At 72.6% G+C, this 15195-nt stretch carries 13 protein-coding genes; 4 read left to right on the top strand and 9 right to left on the bottom strand.

Annotated elements, in window-relative coordinates; all coding sequences use genetic code 11:
- The first annotated feature begins 119 nt into the window (after positions 1–119).
- Together AB0B66_RS20210 and AB0B66_RS20205 are read left to right on the top strand one after the other, a co-directional pair.
- Complete coding sequence (locus AB0B66_RS20210) at positions 120–1394, top strand: sensor histidine kinase (RefSeq protein ID WP_360531677.1); 1275 nt, start codon at positions 120–122, stop codon at positions 1392–1394.
- Positions 1391–2047 carry a response regulator transcription factor gene (locus AB0B66_RS20205; RefSeq protein WP_360531674.1) on the top strand — a complete coding sequence of 219 codons (657 nt, stop codon included), beginning with the start codon at positions 1391–1393 and terminating at the stop codon, positions 2045–2047. The genes AB0B66_RS20210 and AB0B66_RS20205 overlap by 4 nt, the downstream gene beginning before the upstream one ends.
- A gap of 12 nt (positions 2048–2059) precedes the next feature.
- Here AB0B66_RS20205 and AB0B66_RS20200 read toward each other — a convergent pair whose 3' ends face one another.
- From AB0B66_RS20200 to AB0B66_RS20160, 9 genes are all read right to left on the bottom strand, one after another.
- The gene (locus AB0B66_RS20200) at positions 2060–2776 is read right to left on the bottom strand and encodes a pyridoxamine 5'-phosphate oxidase family protein (RefSeq protein ID WP_360531671.1); all 717 of its coding nucleotides are present in this window, start codon (positions 2774–2776) and stop codon (positions 2060–2062) included.
- Positions 2777–2884: 108 nt separating this feature from the next.
- Positions 2885–3556 carry a copper resistance protein CopC gene (locus AB0B66_RS20195; protein WP_360531668.1) on the bottom strand — a complete coding sequence of 224 codons (672 nt, stop codon included), beginning with the start codon at positions 3554–3556 and terminating at the stop codon, positions 2885–2887.
- Positions 3557–3601: 45 nt separating this feature from the next.
- Complete coding sequence (locus tag AB0B66_RS20190) at positions 3602–4831, bottom strand: DUF1501 domain-containing protein (RefSeq protein ID WP_360531666.1); 1230 nt, start codon at positions 4829–4831, stop codon at positions 3602–3604.
- Between the two features lie 19 nt (positions 4832–4850).
- Positions 4851–6164, bottom strand: a complete 1314-nt coding sequence (locus AB0B66_RS20185) for a DUF1800 domain-containing protein (RefSeq protein ID WP_360531663.1) — start codon at positions 6162–6164, stop codon at positions 4851–4853.
- Positions 6165–6441: 277 nt separating this feature from the next.
- A complete protein-coding gene (locus AB0B66_RS20180; RefSeq protein WP_360531661.1) occupies positions 6442–7710 on the bottom strand; it encodes a hypothetical protein in 1269 nt (422 codons plus the stop codon).
- Between the two features lie 282 nt (positions 7711–7992).
- Positions 7993–8775, bottom strand: a complete 783-nt coding sequence (locus AB0B66_RS20175; protein ID WP_360531658.1) for an ABC transporter permease — start codon at positions 8773–8775, stop codon at positions 7993–7995.
- Positions 8772–9734, bottom strand: coding sequence for an ATP-binding cassette domain-containing protein (locus AB0B66_RS20170; RefSeq protein ID WP_360531655.1), 963 nt, complete (start codon positions 9732–9734; stop codon positions 8772–8774). The genes AB0B66_RS20175 and AB0B66_RS20170 overlap by 4 nt, the downstream gene beginning before the upstream one ends.
- A gap of 14 nt (positions 9735–9748) precedes the next feature.
- Positions 9749–10639, bottom strand: coding sequence for a DUF4097 family beta strand repeat-containing protein (locus AB0B66_RS20165; RefSeq protein WP_360531652.1), 891 nt, complete (start codon positions 10637–10639; stop codon positions 9749–9751).
- Between the two features lie 67 nt (positions 10640–10706).
- Positions 10707–11222 carry a ribbon-helix-helix protein, CopG family gene (locus AB0B66_RS20160; protein ID WP_360531649.1) on the bottom strand — a complete coding sequence of 172 codons (516 nt, stop codon included), beginning with the start codon at positions 11220–11222 and terminating at the stop codon, positions 10707–10709.
- Between the two features lie 253 nt (positions 11223–11475).
- Here AB0B66_RS20160 and AB0B66_RS20155 point away from each other — a divergent pair, with 253 nt between their 5' ends.
- Both AB0B66_RS20155 and AB0B66_RS20150 read left to right on the top strand, forming a co-directional pair.
- Positions 11476–12861, top strand: a complete 1386-nt coding sequence (locus AB0B66_RS20155) for a hypothetical protein (protein WP_360531646.1) — start codon at positions 11476–11478, stop codon at positions 12859–12861.
- Between the two features lie 165 nt (positions 12862–13026).
- Positions 13027–14952 (top strand): glycoside hydrolase family 18 protein, encoded by a 1926-nt coding sequence (locus tag AB0B66_RS20150; protein ID WP_360531643.1) that lies wholly within the window; start codon positions 13027–13029, stop codon positions 14950–14952.
- The last annotated feature ends 243 nt before the right edge of the window (positions 14953–15195 follow it).

The following is a 15195-nucleotide window of genomic DNA, read 5'->3' as shown; positions in this document are numbered from 1 at the left end:
GTCCGGCCCGGCGGCGGCCGGCATCGGGCCGCGGACGGCAACCACGGGACGAGTGGCATCCCGTGGGCGTACGCCCGCGGGCGGATGCCGCACCCCGCCGAGCTGGCTACCCTCACCGGGTGGACCCCATCACCCCTGGCCCGAAGGCCCGCCGCTCCGCCGCCGGGTGGTCGCGTGCCGTGCTCGCGTGGACCGGTGCGCTGGCGTCGCCGGTCCTGCTGTACGTCGTGGTCGCCGACGGCGCCGGCGGCGGGAGCATCGACCTGGTGCCGTGGCTGTCGATGCGCCACCTGCTGCCCGCGCTGGCGCTGGCGCTGCCGTTCGCGCTGCTGCGCCGCCGCCCGCTGGCCGCGCTGGGCGTGCTGCTGGTCGGCTCGGCCCTGACCACGGTCGCGATCCACACCGAGCAGGTCGCGTACCTCACCGACATGCGCTACCTGGAGCTCATCGCCGTCGACCTCGCCGTGGCCGTGGTCGCGGCGAACCGCTCGCGGCGTGTCTCCGCCACCGTGGCGTTCGTCGCGCTGCTGGTCCAGGTCCTCATCGGGTACGGCAACGGGCTGAACACGCCCGTGTTCGAGTTCGAGATCCCCACCCTGGCCATGGCCTTCGCTTGGACCGTCGGCAACTCGGTGCGCACCCGCCGCGAGCACGCCGAGGCGATCCGGGCGCGGGCCGCCGATCAGGCCGCCGCCGAACAGCGGCTGCGCATCGCCCGGGAGCTGCACGACATGGTCGCGCACAGCGTCGGCGTCATCGCCATCCAGGCGGGCATGGGCCGCCGCGTCATCGACTCGCAGCCCGACGAGGCACGCAACGCCCTGCGGGCCATCGAGGACACCAGCCGGGAGAGCCTCGCGGGGCTGCGGCGCATGCTGGTCGGGCTGCGCCGGGACGGCGACGTCGCGCCGCCCGCGCCGACGCTGGCCGACCTGGACCGTTTGGCCGCGACGACAGCGGGTGCGGGAGTGCGGGTCGACCTGGACTGGCGCGGCCACCGGCGGCCGCTGCCCGGCGACCTGGAGCTGTCGGCATACCGGGTGGTGCAGGAGGCCGTCACCAACGTGGTACGCCACGCGGCGACGCCCCGGTGCGCGGTCACCGTCGACTACCGCGACACCGAGCTGCGCCTGACGATCGCCGACGAGGGTCGCGGCTGCCCGCAGCCCGGATCCGGCTACGGCATCACCGGCATGCGGGAACGGGTCGCCCTGCTCGGCGGCGAGTTCACCGCCGGGCCGGGCGAGCACGGCGGGTTTCTGGTCACCGCCCGGTTCCCGCTGCCCGAACCGGTGGCCGCCGCGCCGGAGGCGTCGTCGGCGGCCGGGCCGGTGCAGGCGACCCCGGAACACGCACCGGCGGACCCGCCCGCTGCCAGGGCGGTCGCGCGATGACGGTCCGGGTGCTGCTCGCCGACGACCAGCCGCTGGTGCGGTCCGGGCTGCGGGTGCTGATCAACGAGACGTCCGACCTGGCCGTAGTCGCGGAGGCCGGTACGGGCGCGGACGCGGTCCGGTTGACCGCCCAGGAGCGCCCCGACGTGGTCGTGATGGACATCCGCATGCCCGGCATGGACGGCATCGAGGCCACCCGGCAGATCACCGCCGCGTCGGGCCCCGCCCGGGTGCTCATGCTCACCACCTTCGACGAGGACGAGCACGTCTATGGTGCGCTGCGCGCCGGGGCCAGCGGGTTCCTGGTCAAGGACATGGCACTCGACGACATCCTGGCCGCGATCCGGGTCGTCGCGGCCGGGGACGCCCTGATCGCGCCGAGCGTCACTCGCCGCCTCATCGCGGACTTCGCCGCCGGACCGGCCGCGCCCCGGGCGGCCCGCCCCGATCCCGGCATCACCGACCGGGAACGCGAGGTGCTCACCCTGATCGGGCGCGGGCTGTCCAACGGCGAGATCGCCCAGGAGCTGTTCATCTCCCCGGCCACCGCCAAGTCGCACGTGGCCCGCCTGCTCACCAAGCTGGCCGCCCGCGACCGCGTCCAGCTCGTCATCACCGCGTACGAACTGGGCCTGGTCACCCCGCCGAGCTGACCACCGGCCGGGTCATCGGGTGCCGGCGGCCGAATCGACCCGGCCGCTGGGCTTCATCCGCCGCAGCCAGCGCCGCAGCAGGGTGGGGCGGGCGGCGTCGACCGGCGACGCGGTGCGCGCGGCGGCGCCGGCCGCCGCGCCGAAGAAGTCGCCTCCCTTGCGCCGCACATCGTCGGTGCCCCATTCCCGCTTGCTCGGCGCCTTGGTCATCCGTGGGATGTGCTTGGCGCAGTGGATGTAGGCCTCCTGCACGTCGACCACCACCCAGCGCTCGGGCCGCCGTCCCGGGACCGTGTCGACCGGCAGGTCCGGGAAGGCGGCCCGGGCCGGCCCGTCCTCCAGGACCGTCGCTCGGCCGTTGACGTGCAGGCCGATGACGTCGGTGACGAAGTCGACGAACAGCAGTCCCACGTGGCCGTTCTCGGTGATGTTGCCCAGGCTCGCCATCACCCCGTTCCCGCGGTACTCCGGCCAGGTCAGGTGGGTGGCGTCGAGCACGTGCACGAAGCCCGCGGGCCCGGCCCGGAACGTGTTGTCGCACTCCCCGGCGGCGTCGGACGTCGCGACGAACATCATCTCCTGGCGGCTGACGAACTCCGCCATCCGCTCGTTGAGGTGGTCCAGCATCTGCTGGTCGTAGAAGCGCTGCGCCCGCTCGGTGGTCCCGTGGGCCTGCTGGAGGCGGCGCTCCGCAGCCGAACCCTGCACCTTCTCGACGATCCGGGTCATCTCGTCCCCCTCGGCCGCGCGCCCCTGCGGGCGCGCCTGTGAACGAGATTCACGGACGTCGGTCCTCCCGCGTCGCACAGCGGGTGCGACGCGGGAGGCCGGCCGAGGTCAGCGCGCGGTGCGCCGCCGGTGCACGAGCACGCCGCCGACGACCAGCGCCGCCACGAGCCCGGCCAGCACCCAGTAGGGCCACGTCGTCGAGGCCGGATCGGGGGCTGGGGCAGCCTCGACGCCGGACGTCGCGTTCCCCGACCCGGCGGGCTGCTGCGGCGGCGCGGTCTGGCCGAGCAGCTGCGGGTCGGGCTGGTTGGTCGGCGCGGTCCAGCCGGCTGGGGCAGCGGTCAGCCTGCCCTGGTAGTCGAAGCGGATCTCACCGCTGACCTTGTCGCCGTCGGAGGCCACCGACAGGTAGGTGATGGTGTAGACGCCGGTCTGCGGCCAGTGCGACACGGGGATCACGGTCGGGAACCCGATCTTGTAGAGCTGGGGTTCCCAGTTGCCGTCGCGCAGCGTCAGCTCCTGCACGGGGGTGGGCAGGGGCTTGGGCTCGCCACCCGACCAGCCGTGGTCGACACGGGTGCCGTCGGGCGCCTTCACCGTGAAGTACGCGGCCTGGGTCGGCTTCTCGGTGAACACCAGCCGCACGCTCTCACGAGGCTCGGTCACGGTGCTGCGGTCGGCGGGGTCGGAGAAGGCCAGCTGGCCGTGTGCCTGCGCGGGGGAGGGCAGTAGCACGGCCACGGCCACCGCGGCGAGGACGGCGGCGATCTTTCGAGACATGCGCATGAAGCTAAGCCATCGCCGTCGCCCGCACCATCCCCGCCGTCACCACCAGTCCAGTCGGCCCTTCCAGCCCTGCAGCGCCGCCTGCGGGTCGGCCTGCAGCACCCGGTCCAGGGCACTGGCGTACACGTCGCGGAAGTCGGTCGTGAACTTCAGATCCCCGTCGTCGAGGTCGGTGAGGCTGGGCTGCTCGCCGTACAGGCCGCCGGGGATCGACTCGCCCAGCACGAACACGTTGGACGCCGTGCCGTGGTCGGTGCCGTCCGAGGCGTTGGCCCGCACCCGCCGCCCGAACTCGGAGTACACCAGCACCACCACGTCCTTGCCCGCCGGATGCGCCGTGATCCGCCTGTAGAACGCGGTCAGGCCCTTGTCCAGGTAGGACAGCAGCGTCTCCTGCAGATCGCGCTCGTCGGCGTGGGTGTCGAAGCCGCCCAGCGACACCGAGAACATCCGGGTCGACACCCCGGCCTCGATGCACTGCGCGACCAGGTCGAGCTGCGCCTGCAGCCCGGCCAGGCCGCCGGTGCCGGTCGCCGGGACCTTCTCGTCGTCGCCGTTGTCGTCGCCGTCGGCGTCCTTGACCTGCTGGGCCATCTCCCGCACCCGGGCCAGGTCGCCGAAGCACGCCGCGGCCCGCGCCTGCAGCGGCGGCTCCCCGGCCGACGGCGCGGCGAACCCGGCGAGCGCGTCGGCGGTGACCGCCTTGGGCAGCTTCACGTCGGCCGCGCCGATCACCGCGCCCGCACTGCGTTCACCGGCCAGCAGCGGCGGGAGCACCTTCTCGAACGACACGGCCAGCCGCGGGTCACCGCCCGCACCGTCGAGCCACCGGCCGATCCAGCCGGTATTGCCGGGCCGCTCGGGGTTCGCGGTCTGCCAGATGTCCATCGAGCGGAAGTGGCTGCGGTCGGGCTTGGGGTAGCCGACGCCGCGGACGATCGCCAGCTTCTTGCCGCCGAACAGCTCGTGCAGGCCCTTCAGGGCCGGGTTCAGGCCGGTGGCGTCGTCGAGCTTGAGCACCTCGCCGCCGTCGTAGGCCAGCTCGGGGCGGGCGTCCTGGTAGGCGCGGTCGGCGTACGGGATGACGGTGTTGAGGCCGTCGTTGCCGCCGTACAGCGTGATGACGACCAGCGTCTTCGCGCCGTCCGGGCGGTCGCCGGCGGTGTCGAGGATGTCGGACAGGGCCAGTGTCGTCGCGCCCGCGGCCAGCGCCGCGCCGCCGACGACGCCGCTGGCGATCAGGAACTTTCGCCGGGTCGTGGTGTCCATCGGTCGTCTCCTCGAACTCTCAGTGCACCGCGTACTCGGGGCTGATCAGCCCCAGCACGGTCAGCTTCTTGGCGTCCTTGGCGGCTTCGGCCAGCACCTTGCGGGTGCGGTCGGTCCAGGCGTCCACGACCAGCAGCCGGGCCAGCGCCTCGGGCCGGCCGGCGACCGGTGCGGCCGACAGCCGCTCCAGGAACGTGGGGCTCGCCGCGGCGGTCAGGGCCTGCGCCAGCTGCACCCGGGTCTGCGTGGCGAACGTGTTGAGCCAGGCCGTGCCCGACGGCCAGCCGCCGACGCTCGGCGGCTTGAACGGCACCTGGTCGAGCCGGTTGAGACCCTGGTAGAGCTGCTTGCGCTGCTTGTCGGCCGCCGCGGCGACGCCGAGCTGGCGCACCGCGCCGACCAGCCACTCCACCGGCTGCTTGACCAGCTGCCCACCGGTCGTCGCGAACTGCTCGTCCAGCAGCAGCGCCCGGACCAGCGCGGTGACGTCGTGCCCGGCGAACGCGGCCGACAGCCGATCGCGTACGCCCTCAGGCATGGGCTCGCCGGAGGCGAACCGGAACCACAGCCGCGCGGGCAGGAACGTCTTCGCGGCGGGCTGCTCCAGAATGACCCCGGCGAGCGTGTCGGCGTCCAGTGGGCCGGTGCGCCCGAGCACCGTCTTCTTGCCGGGGTCGTGGCGGGCCTGCTGGAAGGTGGCCGTGCCGTCGACCCGGTCCACGGTCCAGCCGGTCAGCGCGCGGGCCGCGGCCTTGACGTCGGCTTCGGTGTACGCGCCGATGCCGAGCGTGAACAGCTCCATCAGCTCGCGGGCCAGGTTCTCGTTGGGGGCCTTGCGGGTGTTGCGCTGCCCGTCCAGCCAGTGGATCAGCGCGCCGTCGCGCAGCATCGCCCGCACCAGCACTCCGAAGTCGCCCCGGCCGTCGCGCCGGAAGGTCTCCTGCTGCGCCAGCATCAACCCGGCCGACTTGACCTTCTGCACGCTGGTGGCCCAGTGCCCGTGCCAGAAGAAGACCAGCTTCTCGGTGAACTGGTGATCAGCGGCGACCATCCGGTCCACCCACCACTGGGTGAGCTGCTGCACCTGCTCCTTGCGGGCCTGCTGGGCGCGCTGGCGCTGCTCCCGGCTCGGCTTCTTGGGCAGGTCCGTGTAGGGGTCCGCCCCCAGCTTCGGCGCGGGCGTGCGCTGCGCGCCCCGGTCGGCGCCGGCCGGCGTGAGCAGTTCCTCGACGGTCGCCTGGTATCCGGCCCGCTCGGCCCGATCCACCTCGTCGGCGGTGGGCCCGAACGTTGCCCTCCGCAGCAGGTGCGCGACCTTCTCCCGTTCCGCCATGCGCCGATCCTAGGCAGGCGGAGATCCGGATCGCTCGCGCTGCGTGTACGAGCAACGTAAAGCTACGGGCCGTGAGCGACCGGCCACGGACCCTCGGCTTGACCGCATCCCCGTGTCGGCACGGCCGTCGGCCACGGCCTTTTTCGGCCACAGTCTGTCCGCTTTGCCCCACATGAACCATAGGCCTTCGGCTGCCGAGCTGCATGATCTGTTTTTGTGGACGATGGACGTTGCTATGACGACGTCTATCGTCCACAAAAACAGATCATGGGCCGGCTCAAGCCGTGGGTTTGCGGCTGATGCGGTAGTGCAGGACCAGGAACGGCAGGCCGAACACCCGGAACGCGTGCTCTGCCCGCAACTGCCCGTCCTGTACGTAGACGTCGAGGTCCTCGGCGAAGCCGTGCACCGCCATGGCGGTCAGCCGCTGGTCAGCCGGGTCGACGAAGGTCAGGTAGTGGCCGGGCTGGTCCAGCTTGCTGCGGCTGGTCAGCACCAGCCCGCCGCCCGGCCGGGTCCGGGGTTCCAGGGTGGCGGTGAAGCTGGCCTGCGGCAGAGGAAAACCCACGCTGACATAGCCGCGCCCGTCGTGCCGGTACGTGGTGTACACGCCAACGTAGATGGGCGCGTCGGTGTCGGCGTACGAACGGATCCAGCCGCGCACCGTGACCTCGCCGTCCACGCTGACCGTGTCGATCCGGCTGCGCACCCCGCGCTGGGTCTCGCGCTGGTTCATCGGCACGTCGGCCTGCCCCAGCGGCCGGGCCAGCAGGTGCCGGTAGAGCAGGTAGCCGGGCCGGACCCAGGCCCGCCAGCGCGGCTCGATGTCGAGGGTGAACCGGGTGGTGTGCTCGTAGAACTCGCGCACCAGCGGATCGGCGCCGGAGGGGTCGAAACCCGGCCCGGCCAGCTCGTCCAGCGAGGCGACGATGCCGATGTCGGCGTGGTCGGGCCGGTGCTCGCCGCCGAGGCGCTCGGCCAGGTCGGCGACGTAGCCGGTGCCGACGTAGCGGGTGCGGGCGGCCAGCGGCACCACGAACGGCAGCCGGGCCGCATCGACCCGCTCGGCCAGCAGGCTCACCTGCGGGTCGCGGAACAGCAGCGCGGACAGGACGCGGAACACCGCGACGGTCACCGCCGCCACGATCGCGCCCGGCACGCCCGCCATCGCCCAGCCGAGGGCCGCGCCGACCAGCGGGCCGAGCACGACCTTGTGCGGGCGTACGCCCAGCAGCCCCGCCACCCCGCCGGTGACGACACCGATCAGCAGCGAGTTCGCGCCCAGCGCGGCCATCGCCCAGCCGCACGGCGCGGCCAGCGCGGCGCTCATCACGATGCGCGACCACAATGCCGGGATCTCGCCCGGCCGCTGCCGTGCCCGCGCCAGCACGTCGACCAGCCCGAGCAGCACCGCGCCCGCCAGCGCGCCCGCCGCCATCGCGGCGACGCCCCAGGACGCGGCCAGGGACAGGCCGGCGACGGCCCCGATCAGGCCCGCGAAGATGGCCGAGCCACGGCGTTCAGGGGGTGCAGCGGCATCGCTCATCCCGGCAGGTTAGCGCGATGCCCGCGACCCACGGCCTGCCGCCTTCTCCCCGCAGCGGCCCCGGATCCGCCTCGATCGTTCGACTTGCCGGGCACCTGGTCGAAAGCGCGTTCATGATTCGCACATCTGCCCGGCAAGTCGAACGATCAAGCATGGTCCGGGGCGAGTGCGCGGCGGCGGCCGCCGGGAAGTCCCGTGGCCGCCGCCGTATGTGGTGCGGAACGCATTTGCTCTGCACCCAAAGCCTTGCTCTGCACCCACCGGCGCAACAGCGGTCCGGGTTCAGGCGCCTTCGCGGTTGAAGCGGCGCTTGGCCCAGATGTAGCAGAACACCGTGATGGCAAGGCTCCAGGCCAGCGCCAGCCAGCCGCTGTCGCCGATGCCCGTGCCCAGCAGCAGGCCGCGCAGCGTCTCCATGACCGGCGTGAACGGCTGGTACTCGGCGGCCCAGCTCACGCCGCTCGGCATGGAGTCGGTGGGCACGAAGCCGCTGCCCAGGAACGGCAGCAGGATCAACGGCATGGGCAGGTTGCTGGCCGACTCGACGGTGCGCGCGGTCAGCCCGCAGGCCACGCCGAACCAGGTCACGGCGAACGAGACCAAGGTCAGCAGCCCGGCGGCGGCCAGCCACTCGACCGGGGTCGCGTTCGGGCGGAAGCCGACGAGCACCGCGACGCCGACGACGACGGCCAGGGCGACGACGAGCTGCACCAGGTTGCCCAGCACGTGCCCGGTGAGCACGGCGGGCCGGAAGATGGCCATGGTGCGGAACCGGGCGATGATGCCCTCGGTCATGTCCTGCGCCACGCCGATCGCGGTGAGCTGCGGCGCGCTGGCGATGGCGAGCAGCAGGATGCCGGGGGTGACGTAGTTGGCGTACGCGGCCCGGCCGCCGCCCGCGGCGATGCCGTCGCCGAGCGTGCCGCCGAAGACGTACACGAACAGCAGCAGCATGATGACCGGGATGCCGATCAGGAAGCCGATCAGCGGGTAGCGGCGGGCGCGCAGCAGGTAGCGCCGCAGCATGGTGGACGAGTCGCGCAGGGCGTACGCGGTGGTGCTCATCGGTTGTCCGCTCCTTGGAGGGTGGCGGCCTCGGGCCGGCCGGTCAGGGTGAGGAAGACGTCGTCGAGGTCGGGGGTGTGCACGGTCAGCTCGGCGATCTCGACGGACGCTCCGTCGAGCCGTTCCAGCACCTCGCGCAGCGAGCGGACGCCGCCGTCGCTGGGCACCTGCAGGGTGAGCGCGTCGTCGTCGCGGGTCGAGGTGCCGAACAGGCGGGTGGCGGCCTCCAGCTCGGCGAGTCCGGCGAAGCGCAGTCGGAGGTGCCCGCCGGGGATGAGCCGCTTGAGTTCGGCTGGGGTGCCCTCGGCGATGATGCGGCCGTGGTCGAGCAGGGCTACCCGGTCGGCGAGCTGGTCGGCCTCCTCCAGGTACTGCGTGGTGAGGAAGATGGTGACGCCGTCGGCGACCAGGGCGCGGATGCTGTCCCACATGGTCCGGCGGCTGCGCGGGTCCAGGCCGGTGGTCGGCTCGTCGAGGAACACCACCCGCGGGTTGCCGACCAGGGTCATGGCCAGGTCGAGCCGGCGCTTCATGCCGCCCGAGTAGGTGGTGGCCGGTTTCGCCGCCGCCTCGGTCAGGTCGAAGCGCTCCAGCAGGTCGGCGACGCGGCGGCGGCCCTCGCGGCGGTCGAGGTGGTTCAGGTCGGCCATCAAGGCCAGGTTCTCCGCGCCGGTGAGGAAGGTGTCCAATGCGGAGAACTGTCCGGTCAGGCCGATCGCGGCGCGTACGTCGTCGGGATGGGTGGCCGGGTCGTGGCCCGCCACCCGGATCCGGCCGGCGTCGGGGCGCAGCAGGGTGGACAGGATGTTGACCATCGTGGTCTTGCCGGCGCCGTTGGGCCCGAGCAGGGAGAATACGGTGCCGGCGGGGACCTGCAGGTCGATGCCGTCCAGAACGGTCTTGTCACCGTACGCCTTGCGCAGGCCGGCGACCTCGATGGCGTTCGCGGGGGTGGGCATGGGGGAGTGTCCTCTCAGGAGCGGCGGATGGTGATGTCGCCCCAGTGGGTCCGGGCGCGCACCTCGACGCGCTCGTCGGACTCCTCCGGGCCGGGCACGTTGTCGAGGGTGTTGCGCACCGAGCGGCTCGACCTCAGGTCCAGCCAGGCCGCGGTGCCTTCGGGGATGCCGACGTCGATGCGCCCGGCGGAGGTCTCCAGCACGTGCGTGCCGCGCACCGCCGCGCCGACACGGATGTCGCCGAACGCGGTCTTGGCGGTGAGCCCGCCCTCGGCCCGGTCGACGGTGACGTCGCCGTTGGCGGTCTTGGCGGTCAGCTCGGCGGCGGCCCGGCCGACGGTGATGGGGCCGTCGGCGCCGTTGATCCGGCCGGTGCCGGCGATCGTGCCGACCTCGCAGCCGCCGGTCGAGCTCTTGATGACCGCGTTGCCCGCGACGACGCCGACGCGGGTGCGCCCGGCACCGGTGGACAGGTCGGCGTCCCCGGACACCAGGTCGGCGCTGATCTCGCCCGCGCCGGTGCTGGCGCGCAGGTTGCCGGTCTGCTGGAAGTGCAGCCGGCCGTAGCCGGAGCTGTAGCGGCAGTCGCCCAGCGGGCCGTCGACGTGCAGGTCGCCGAGGCCCGAGTCGCCGTCGAGGGCCGACCCGGCGGGCAGGTGGATGTCGACGTCGAGGGAGCCGGTGCGGCCGATCAGCGTGCCGAGGTGCTTGGGCGTCTTGATGAGCAGGCGGCCGTCGGCGTACTCCACGCGGGTCTGCTCGGCCAACTTGATCGATTTGCTGCCGTTGTCGGCGGGACGCACCTCGACCACGGTGTCGGTGCGCTCGGTCGCGACGATGCGCACGTCGGCGGCGATGACGCTGACGGACACGGTGATCGGATCGGGTGTGGCGAAAGTGGGCATGGTGCTCCCCTTACCTCGGTCTGTTCGGTGAATCCGCTGGTGGGCGGGGGTGGGTGGCGGGGCAGGGTCAGCGCGCCCAGCCGGTGTAGCGCTGGCCGAGGTCCGTGCCGCTGGGGCGGGCTGCGGGGCGCGGCGCGGCGGTGGCGTCCAACGCGGCCGCGGCAGCCCGGACCAGCCAGGAGTTGGCCGACAGCCGCTCGCGGGCGGCGGCCTCGTCGATGCGCGCCTTCAGCTCGTCGGGCAGGCGCAGGTTGATGCGCGAGGTCGCGCCCTTCTCCCCGGTGGTCTCGTCCCAGGCCGGTGCGGCGGCGGGGGCAACCGGGTGCTCCTCGGGCGGGCTCTGCCGGGTGTTCACCACGAAGACCGGGTTGAGCCCGCGCAGCCGCACCTCGACCGAGCCGGGCGCGAGGTCGCGGGTGATCTCGTCGGCGGCGGCCGAGATCGCCTCCAGCAGCGTGAGCCGGATCGCCGACTCCAGCGGCACGGTCAGGCGCTCGGCGAGGGCGCGGGCCTCCGCGCCGCCGGTCTCGGCCGCGACTGCCAGCTCCGCCCGGAGCTTCTCCACGTAGGGCGTCAGTTCCATGGCACCACTATGGCACCACGATGGTGCCATAGGCAAGCCTATCTGGCTCAACTGTGGTGCCAACCTGTCCGGCAGGCCCCGATCCGACACAAACGTGAACGGTCGGTGGACTGGTGGCGGGGCGGGGTGACGGCGAACATAGGGACGCCGGTACCGTCTGCGGATGCGCAGGCGGGTACGCCGAACGCACCGCTACCCCCGGCGGCGCGGCCACCACCGGCCGACGCGATCGTGATCTTGTGGAGGAAGACGTATGTCTCAGGACGAGGACGTGCTCGCACTACGCGACGACCTGGCGGCACGGCCCGACTTCGAGGTCAAACTGCGCGGCTACGACCAGCGGCAGGTCGAGCAGTACATCGCGCGCATCAACGCCGAGGTGTCGTCGCTGTCGGCAGAGCGCGAGCGCGCCCTCGGGCAGGTCCGCGACCTGACCGAGCGGCTGAAGCGCCAGCACACCGACCTGTCCGAGCTGGCCGAGCTGCGCCAGCGCCCGGCGCAGGTCGAGCGGGCGTCTTTCCGCCACCTGGGCCCGATGGTGGACCAGATCCTGGAGCTGGCCGAGAAGCAGGCCGAGGCGATCACCACCACCACGGCCCAGCAGATGGCCCACCACAAGGATGAGGCGGAGAAGATCCTCTCCGACGCCCGGGAGCAGGCCGACCGGCTGCGCGCCGAGAGCGAGGGCGCCCTGGAGCGCGCCGAGCAGGAGCTCAAGCGGGTGCACGACCAGAACGCCCAGCAGGCCGAGCACGCCCGTGCCGAGGCCGACGCGCTGGTCGAGGCGGCTCGCGTCCGGGTGCAGCAGGAGGTCGAGGCCGCCCGCGCGCAGACCCAGCAGGAGGTCTCGCAGTGGAAGGCCAACGTCGAGCGCGAGCTCGTCGAGCTGCGCGCGGCCGCCGAGCGTGAGCTGGCCGGCCAGCGCACCGCGGTGAACCAGAAGAACGCCGCGCTGCACGCCGAGGCCCAGCAGCACGCGGCCGACCTGCGCCGCCGCGCCGACGACCAGAACGCCGCGCACCAGCAGCAGCTCACCGTCGTGCAGCAGGAGATCCGGGCCCGCCGCCAGGCGCTGGCCCAGCTGCAGGCCGAGCTCGACATCGCCCAGCAGCGCCTGGTGCAGTCGCGCCAGGACGGCGCCACCGCCGAGCGCGACGTGGCCCAGCTGCAGCAGCGCCTCAGCGAGACCACCCAGGAGCTCAACCACGAGCTGCATCGGCTGGAGGAGGCCCGGCGTTCGGCCGAGTCCGCCGAGCGCCACGCCGTGGCGGTGCGGGCCCGGGTGCAGCGCGAGGCGGAGCGAGTGGCCAACCTGGCCGCCGCCGCCGTCATGGCCGCCGCCGTCGGCGGGGTCGAGACCGGCGAGTACCCGCGCGTGCAGATGCGCCCGAACCCCCGCCACTCGGCTGCCGAGCCCGACGAGGTCGAGGTGCAGGCGGAGCAGGTCGAGGCGGTGCTGGAGCTGGAGGGCCCGCCGCAGGGCGAGGAGGCCGTGGCCGAGGCGCACGAGGAGCAGGCCGAGCAGCGCCGGCACGAGGGTGACCCCGAGCTGGCTGAGTACGCCAACGGCCGCCGTGACGCCGAGCTCGCCGTTCCGGCGCAGCGTCAGCCGGAGCGCGTCGGCGCGGACGTCGAGTAGTCACGTACCGGCAGCACAGGCCCGCTCGCGTCAGGCGAGCGGGCCGTGTCGTCGGCGCATCGTCTCAATTGGTGGGAATTAATAGTAAGGCTTATTGACTGTTAATTATCGACCCGCGACGATCCCAGGAGAACGGCTCCCCCGTGTCCTGAGATCGGAGCTTGCATGAACAGACTGCGAACAGCGGCGGCGGCCCTGGCCACCGCGCTGGTCACCACGTTCGCGGTGGCGGCGCTGTCCGCCCCCGCCTCCGCCGCCGAGGTGCTCGTCAACGGCGGCTTCGAGACCGGCGCGCTGTCGCCGTGGAGCTGCACCGGCAACCTGGGCAGCGTCGTGTCCACCCCGGTGCGCACCGGCACGAAGGCGCTGCAGGGCGCGGCGAGCGCATCCGACAACTCCAAGTGCACCCAGACGGTCTCCGTCGTCTCCGGCACCCAGTACACGCTGTCGGCCTGGGTCCGGGGCAGCTACGTCTACCTCGGCGTCAACGGCGGCGCGTCCACCTGGACCCCGAACGCGACGAACTGGACCCAGCTCACCCTGAACTTCACCGCCGCGAGCAGCTCGATCCAGGTCTACCTGCACGGCTGGTACGGCACCGGCACCTACTTCGCCGACGACGTGTCCCTGCAGGGCCAGGGCGGTACCAACCCGGTGCCCGGCACGCCCGGCAGCCCGACCGCCGGCTCGATCACCAACACGTCGGTCGCGCTGAGCTGGGGCGCCTCGTCCGGCACGGTCACCGGCTACCGGGTGTACGAGGGCAGCACCGTCGTCGCCAACCCCACCGGCACCTCGGCCACGATCAGCGGCCTGGGCGCGTGCACCACGCACACCTACTCGGTCGCGGCGTACAACAGCGCCGGCGAGTCCCCGCGTTCGGGCAACGTCACCGTCACCACCACCGGCTGCGGCACCGGCGTGCCCGGCACCCCCGGCAACGTCAGCGTCGGCGGCGCGACCAACACCTCGCTGAACGTCTCCTGGAGCGCCTCGTCCGGCACCGTCACCGGCTACCGGGTGTACGAGGGCAGCACCGTGCGCGCCACCGTCACCGGCACCTCCGCCACGATCACCGGCCTGGCCACCTGCTCCAGCCACACCTACACCGTGCGCGCCTACAACGCCACCGGCGAGTCCCCGGCGTCGGCGGCCGCGTCCGGCACCACCACCGGCTGCACCACCGGCACCCTGCCCAAGCACCTGCTCACCGGGTACTGGCAGAACTTCGTCAACGGGGCCACCCCGCTGCGGCTGTCGTCGGTGCCGACCACGTACGACATCGTGGCCGTCGCGTTCGCCGACGCCGTGTCCGGCACCCCAGGCGCGGTGACCTTCAACGTCGACTCCGGGCTGTCCTCGGCGCTCGGCGGTTACACCAACGCCCAGTTCCGCACCGACGTCGCCACGCTCAAGGCCCGCAACCAGAAGGTCATCCTGTCCGTCGGCGGCGAGCTGGGCTCGGTCTCGGTGAACAGCTCGACGGCGGCGACCAACTTCGCCAACAGCCTCTACACCCTGATCACCGACTTCGGCTTCAACGGTGTCGACATCGACCTGGAGAACGGGCTCAACGCGACGTACATGGAGCAGGCGCTGCGCAACCTGCGCTCCCGGGTCGGGTCAGGACTGATCATCACGATGGCCCCGCAGACCATCGACATGCAGTCGACGGGGGCGGGCTACTTCTCGCTCGCGCTCAACATCCGCGACATCCTGACGATCGTGCACACCCAGTTCTACAACTCGGGCAGCATGCTCGGCTGCGACCAGCAGTTCGCGTACTCGCAGGCCACGATCAACTTCCTCACGGCGTTGGCCTGCATCCAGCTGCAGTCGGCGCTGCGGCCCGACCAGATCGCGCTCGGCCTGCCCGCCACCACCCAGGCCGCGGGCGGCGGCTACGTCAACCCGACCGTGGTCAACAACGCGCTGAACTGCCTGGCCGCCGGCACCAACTGCGGCAGCTTCGTGCCCCCGGCGCGCTGGCCCACGATCCGCGGCGCGATGACCTGGTCCATCAACTGGGACGCGTCCAACGGCTACAACTTCGCCAACACCGTCCACAACCACCTGGTGTCCATGCCCTGACCCGTACCGTCAGCGGCCCGGCGCCGGGATCTCCCGCGCCGGGCCGCAGCGCGAAAACCTGTTGGCGCGTCCTGGACCCCGCGCTAACCTCGTCCGCATGGCACTGATGTTCCTGTGATTCTCGCGGCCGCGGCCCCTACGACGTCGAGCTCCGCTCCGTCCGGCCGTGTACGCGCGCAGGAGACGGCCGTCACCCGGCAATCCTTCCCCGTCTGAAGGCCACACCTGCGCGCGGTCCGCCCA

This window comes from Catellatospora sp. NPDC049111, from assembly GCF_040648615.1.
Classification (GTDB): Bacteria; Actinomycetota; Actinomycetes; order Mycobacteriales; family Micromonosporaceae; genus Catellatospora; species Catellatospora aurea.
The sequence above is the reverse complement of the archived record's forward strand: the minus strand, read 5'-3'. Positions and strand labels throughout refer to the sequence as shown.

Excerpts from the sequence above, each read along its gene's own strand:
- AB0B66_RS20170 (WP_360531655.1), bottom strand. The coding sequence starts at position 9,734 with ATGCCCACCCCCGCGAACGCCATCGAGGTCGCCGGCCTGCGCAAGGCG.
- AB0B66_RS20165 (WP_360531652.1), bottom strand. The coding sequence starts at position 10,639 with ATGCCCACTTTCGCCACACCCGATCCGATCACCGTGTCCGTCAGCGTC.
- AB0B66_RS20200 (WP_360531671.1), bottom strand. The coding sequence starts at position 2,776 with ATGACCCGGATCGTCGAGAAGGTGCAGGGTTCGGCTGCGGAGCGCCGC.
- AB0B66_RS20155 (WP_360531646.1), top strand. The coding sequence starts at position 11,476 with ATGTCTCAGGACGAGGACGTGCTCGCACTACGCGACGACCTGGCGGCA.
- AB0B66_RS20185 (WP_360531663.1), bottom strand. The coding sequence starts at position 6,164 with ATGGCGGAACGGGAGAAGGTCGCGCACCTGCTGCGGAGGGCAACGTTC.
- AB0B66_RS20180 (WP_360531661.1), bottom strand. The coding sequence starts at position 7,710 with ATGAGCGATGCCGCTGCACCCCCTGAACGCCGTGGCTCGGCCATCTTC.
- AB0B66_RS20195 (WP_360531668.1), bottom strand. The coding sequence starts at position 3,556 with ATGTCTCGAAAGATCGCCGCCGTCCTCGCCGCGGTGGCCGTGGCCGTG.
- AB0B66_RS20205 (WP_360531674.1), top strand. The coding sequence starts at position 1,391 with ATGACGGTCCGGGTGCTGCTCGCCGACGACCAGCCGCTGGTGCGGTCC.
- AB0B66_RS20190 (WP_360531666.1), bottom strand. The coding sequence starts at position 4,831 with ATGGACACCACGACCCGGCGAAAGTTCCTGATCGCCAGCGGCGTCGTC.
- AB0B66_RS20175 (WP_360531658.1), bottom strand. The coding sequence starts at position 8,775 with ATGAGCACCACCGCGTACGCCCTGCGCGACTCGTCCACCATGCTGCGG.
- AB0B66_RS20150 (WP_360531643.1), top strand. The coding sequence starts at position 13,027 with ATGAACAGACTGCGAACAGCGGCGGCGGCCCTGGCCACCGCGCTGGTC.
- AB0B66_RS20160 (WP_360531649.1), bottom strand. The coding sequence starts at position 11,222 with ATGGAACTGACGCCCTACGTGGAGAAGCTCCGGGCGGAGCTGGCAGTC.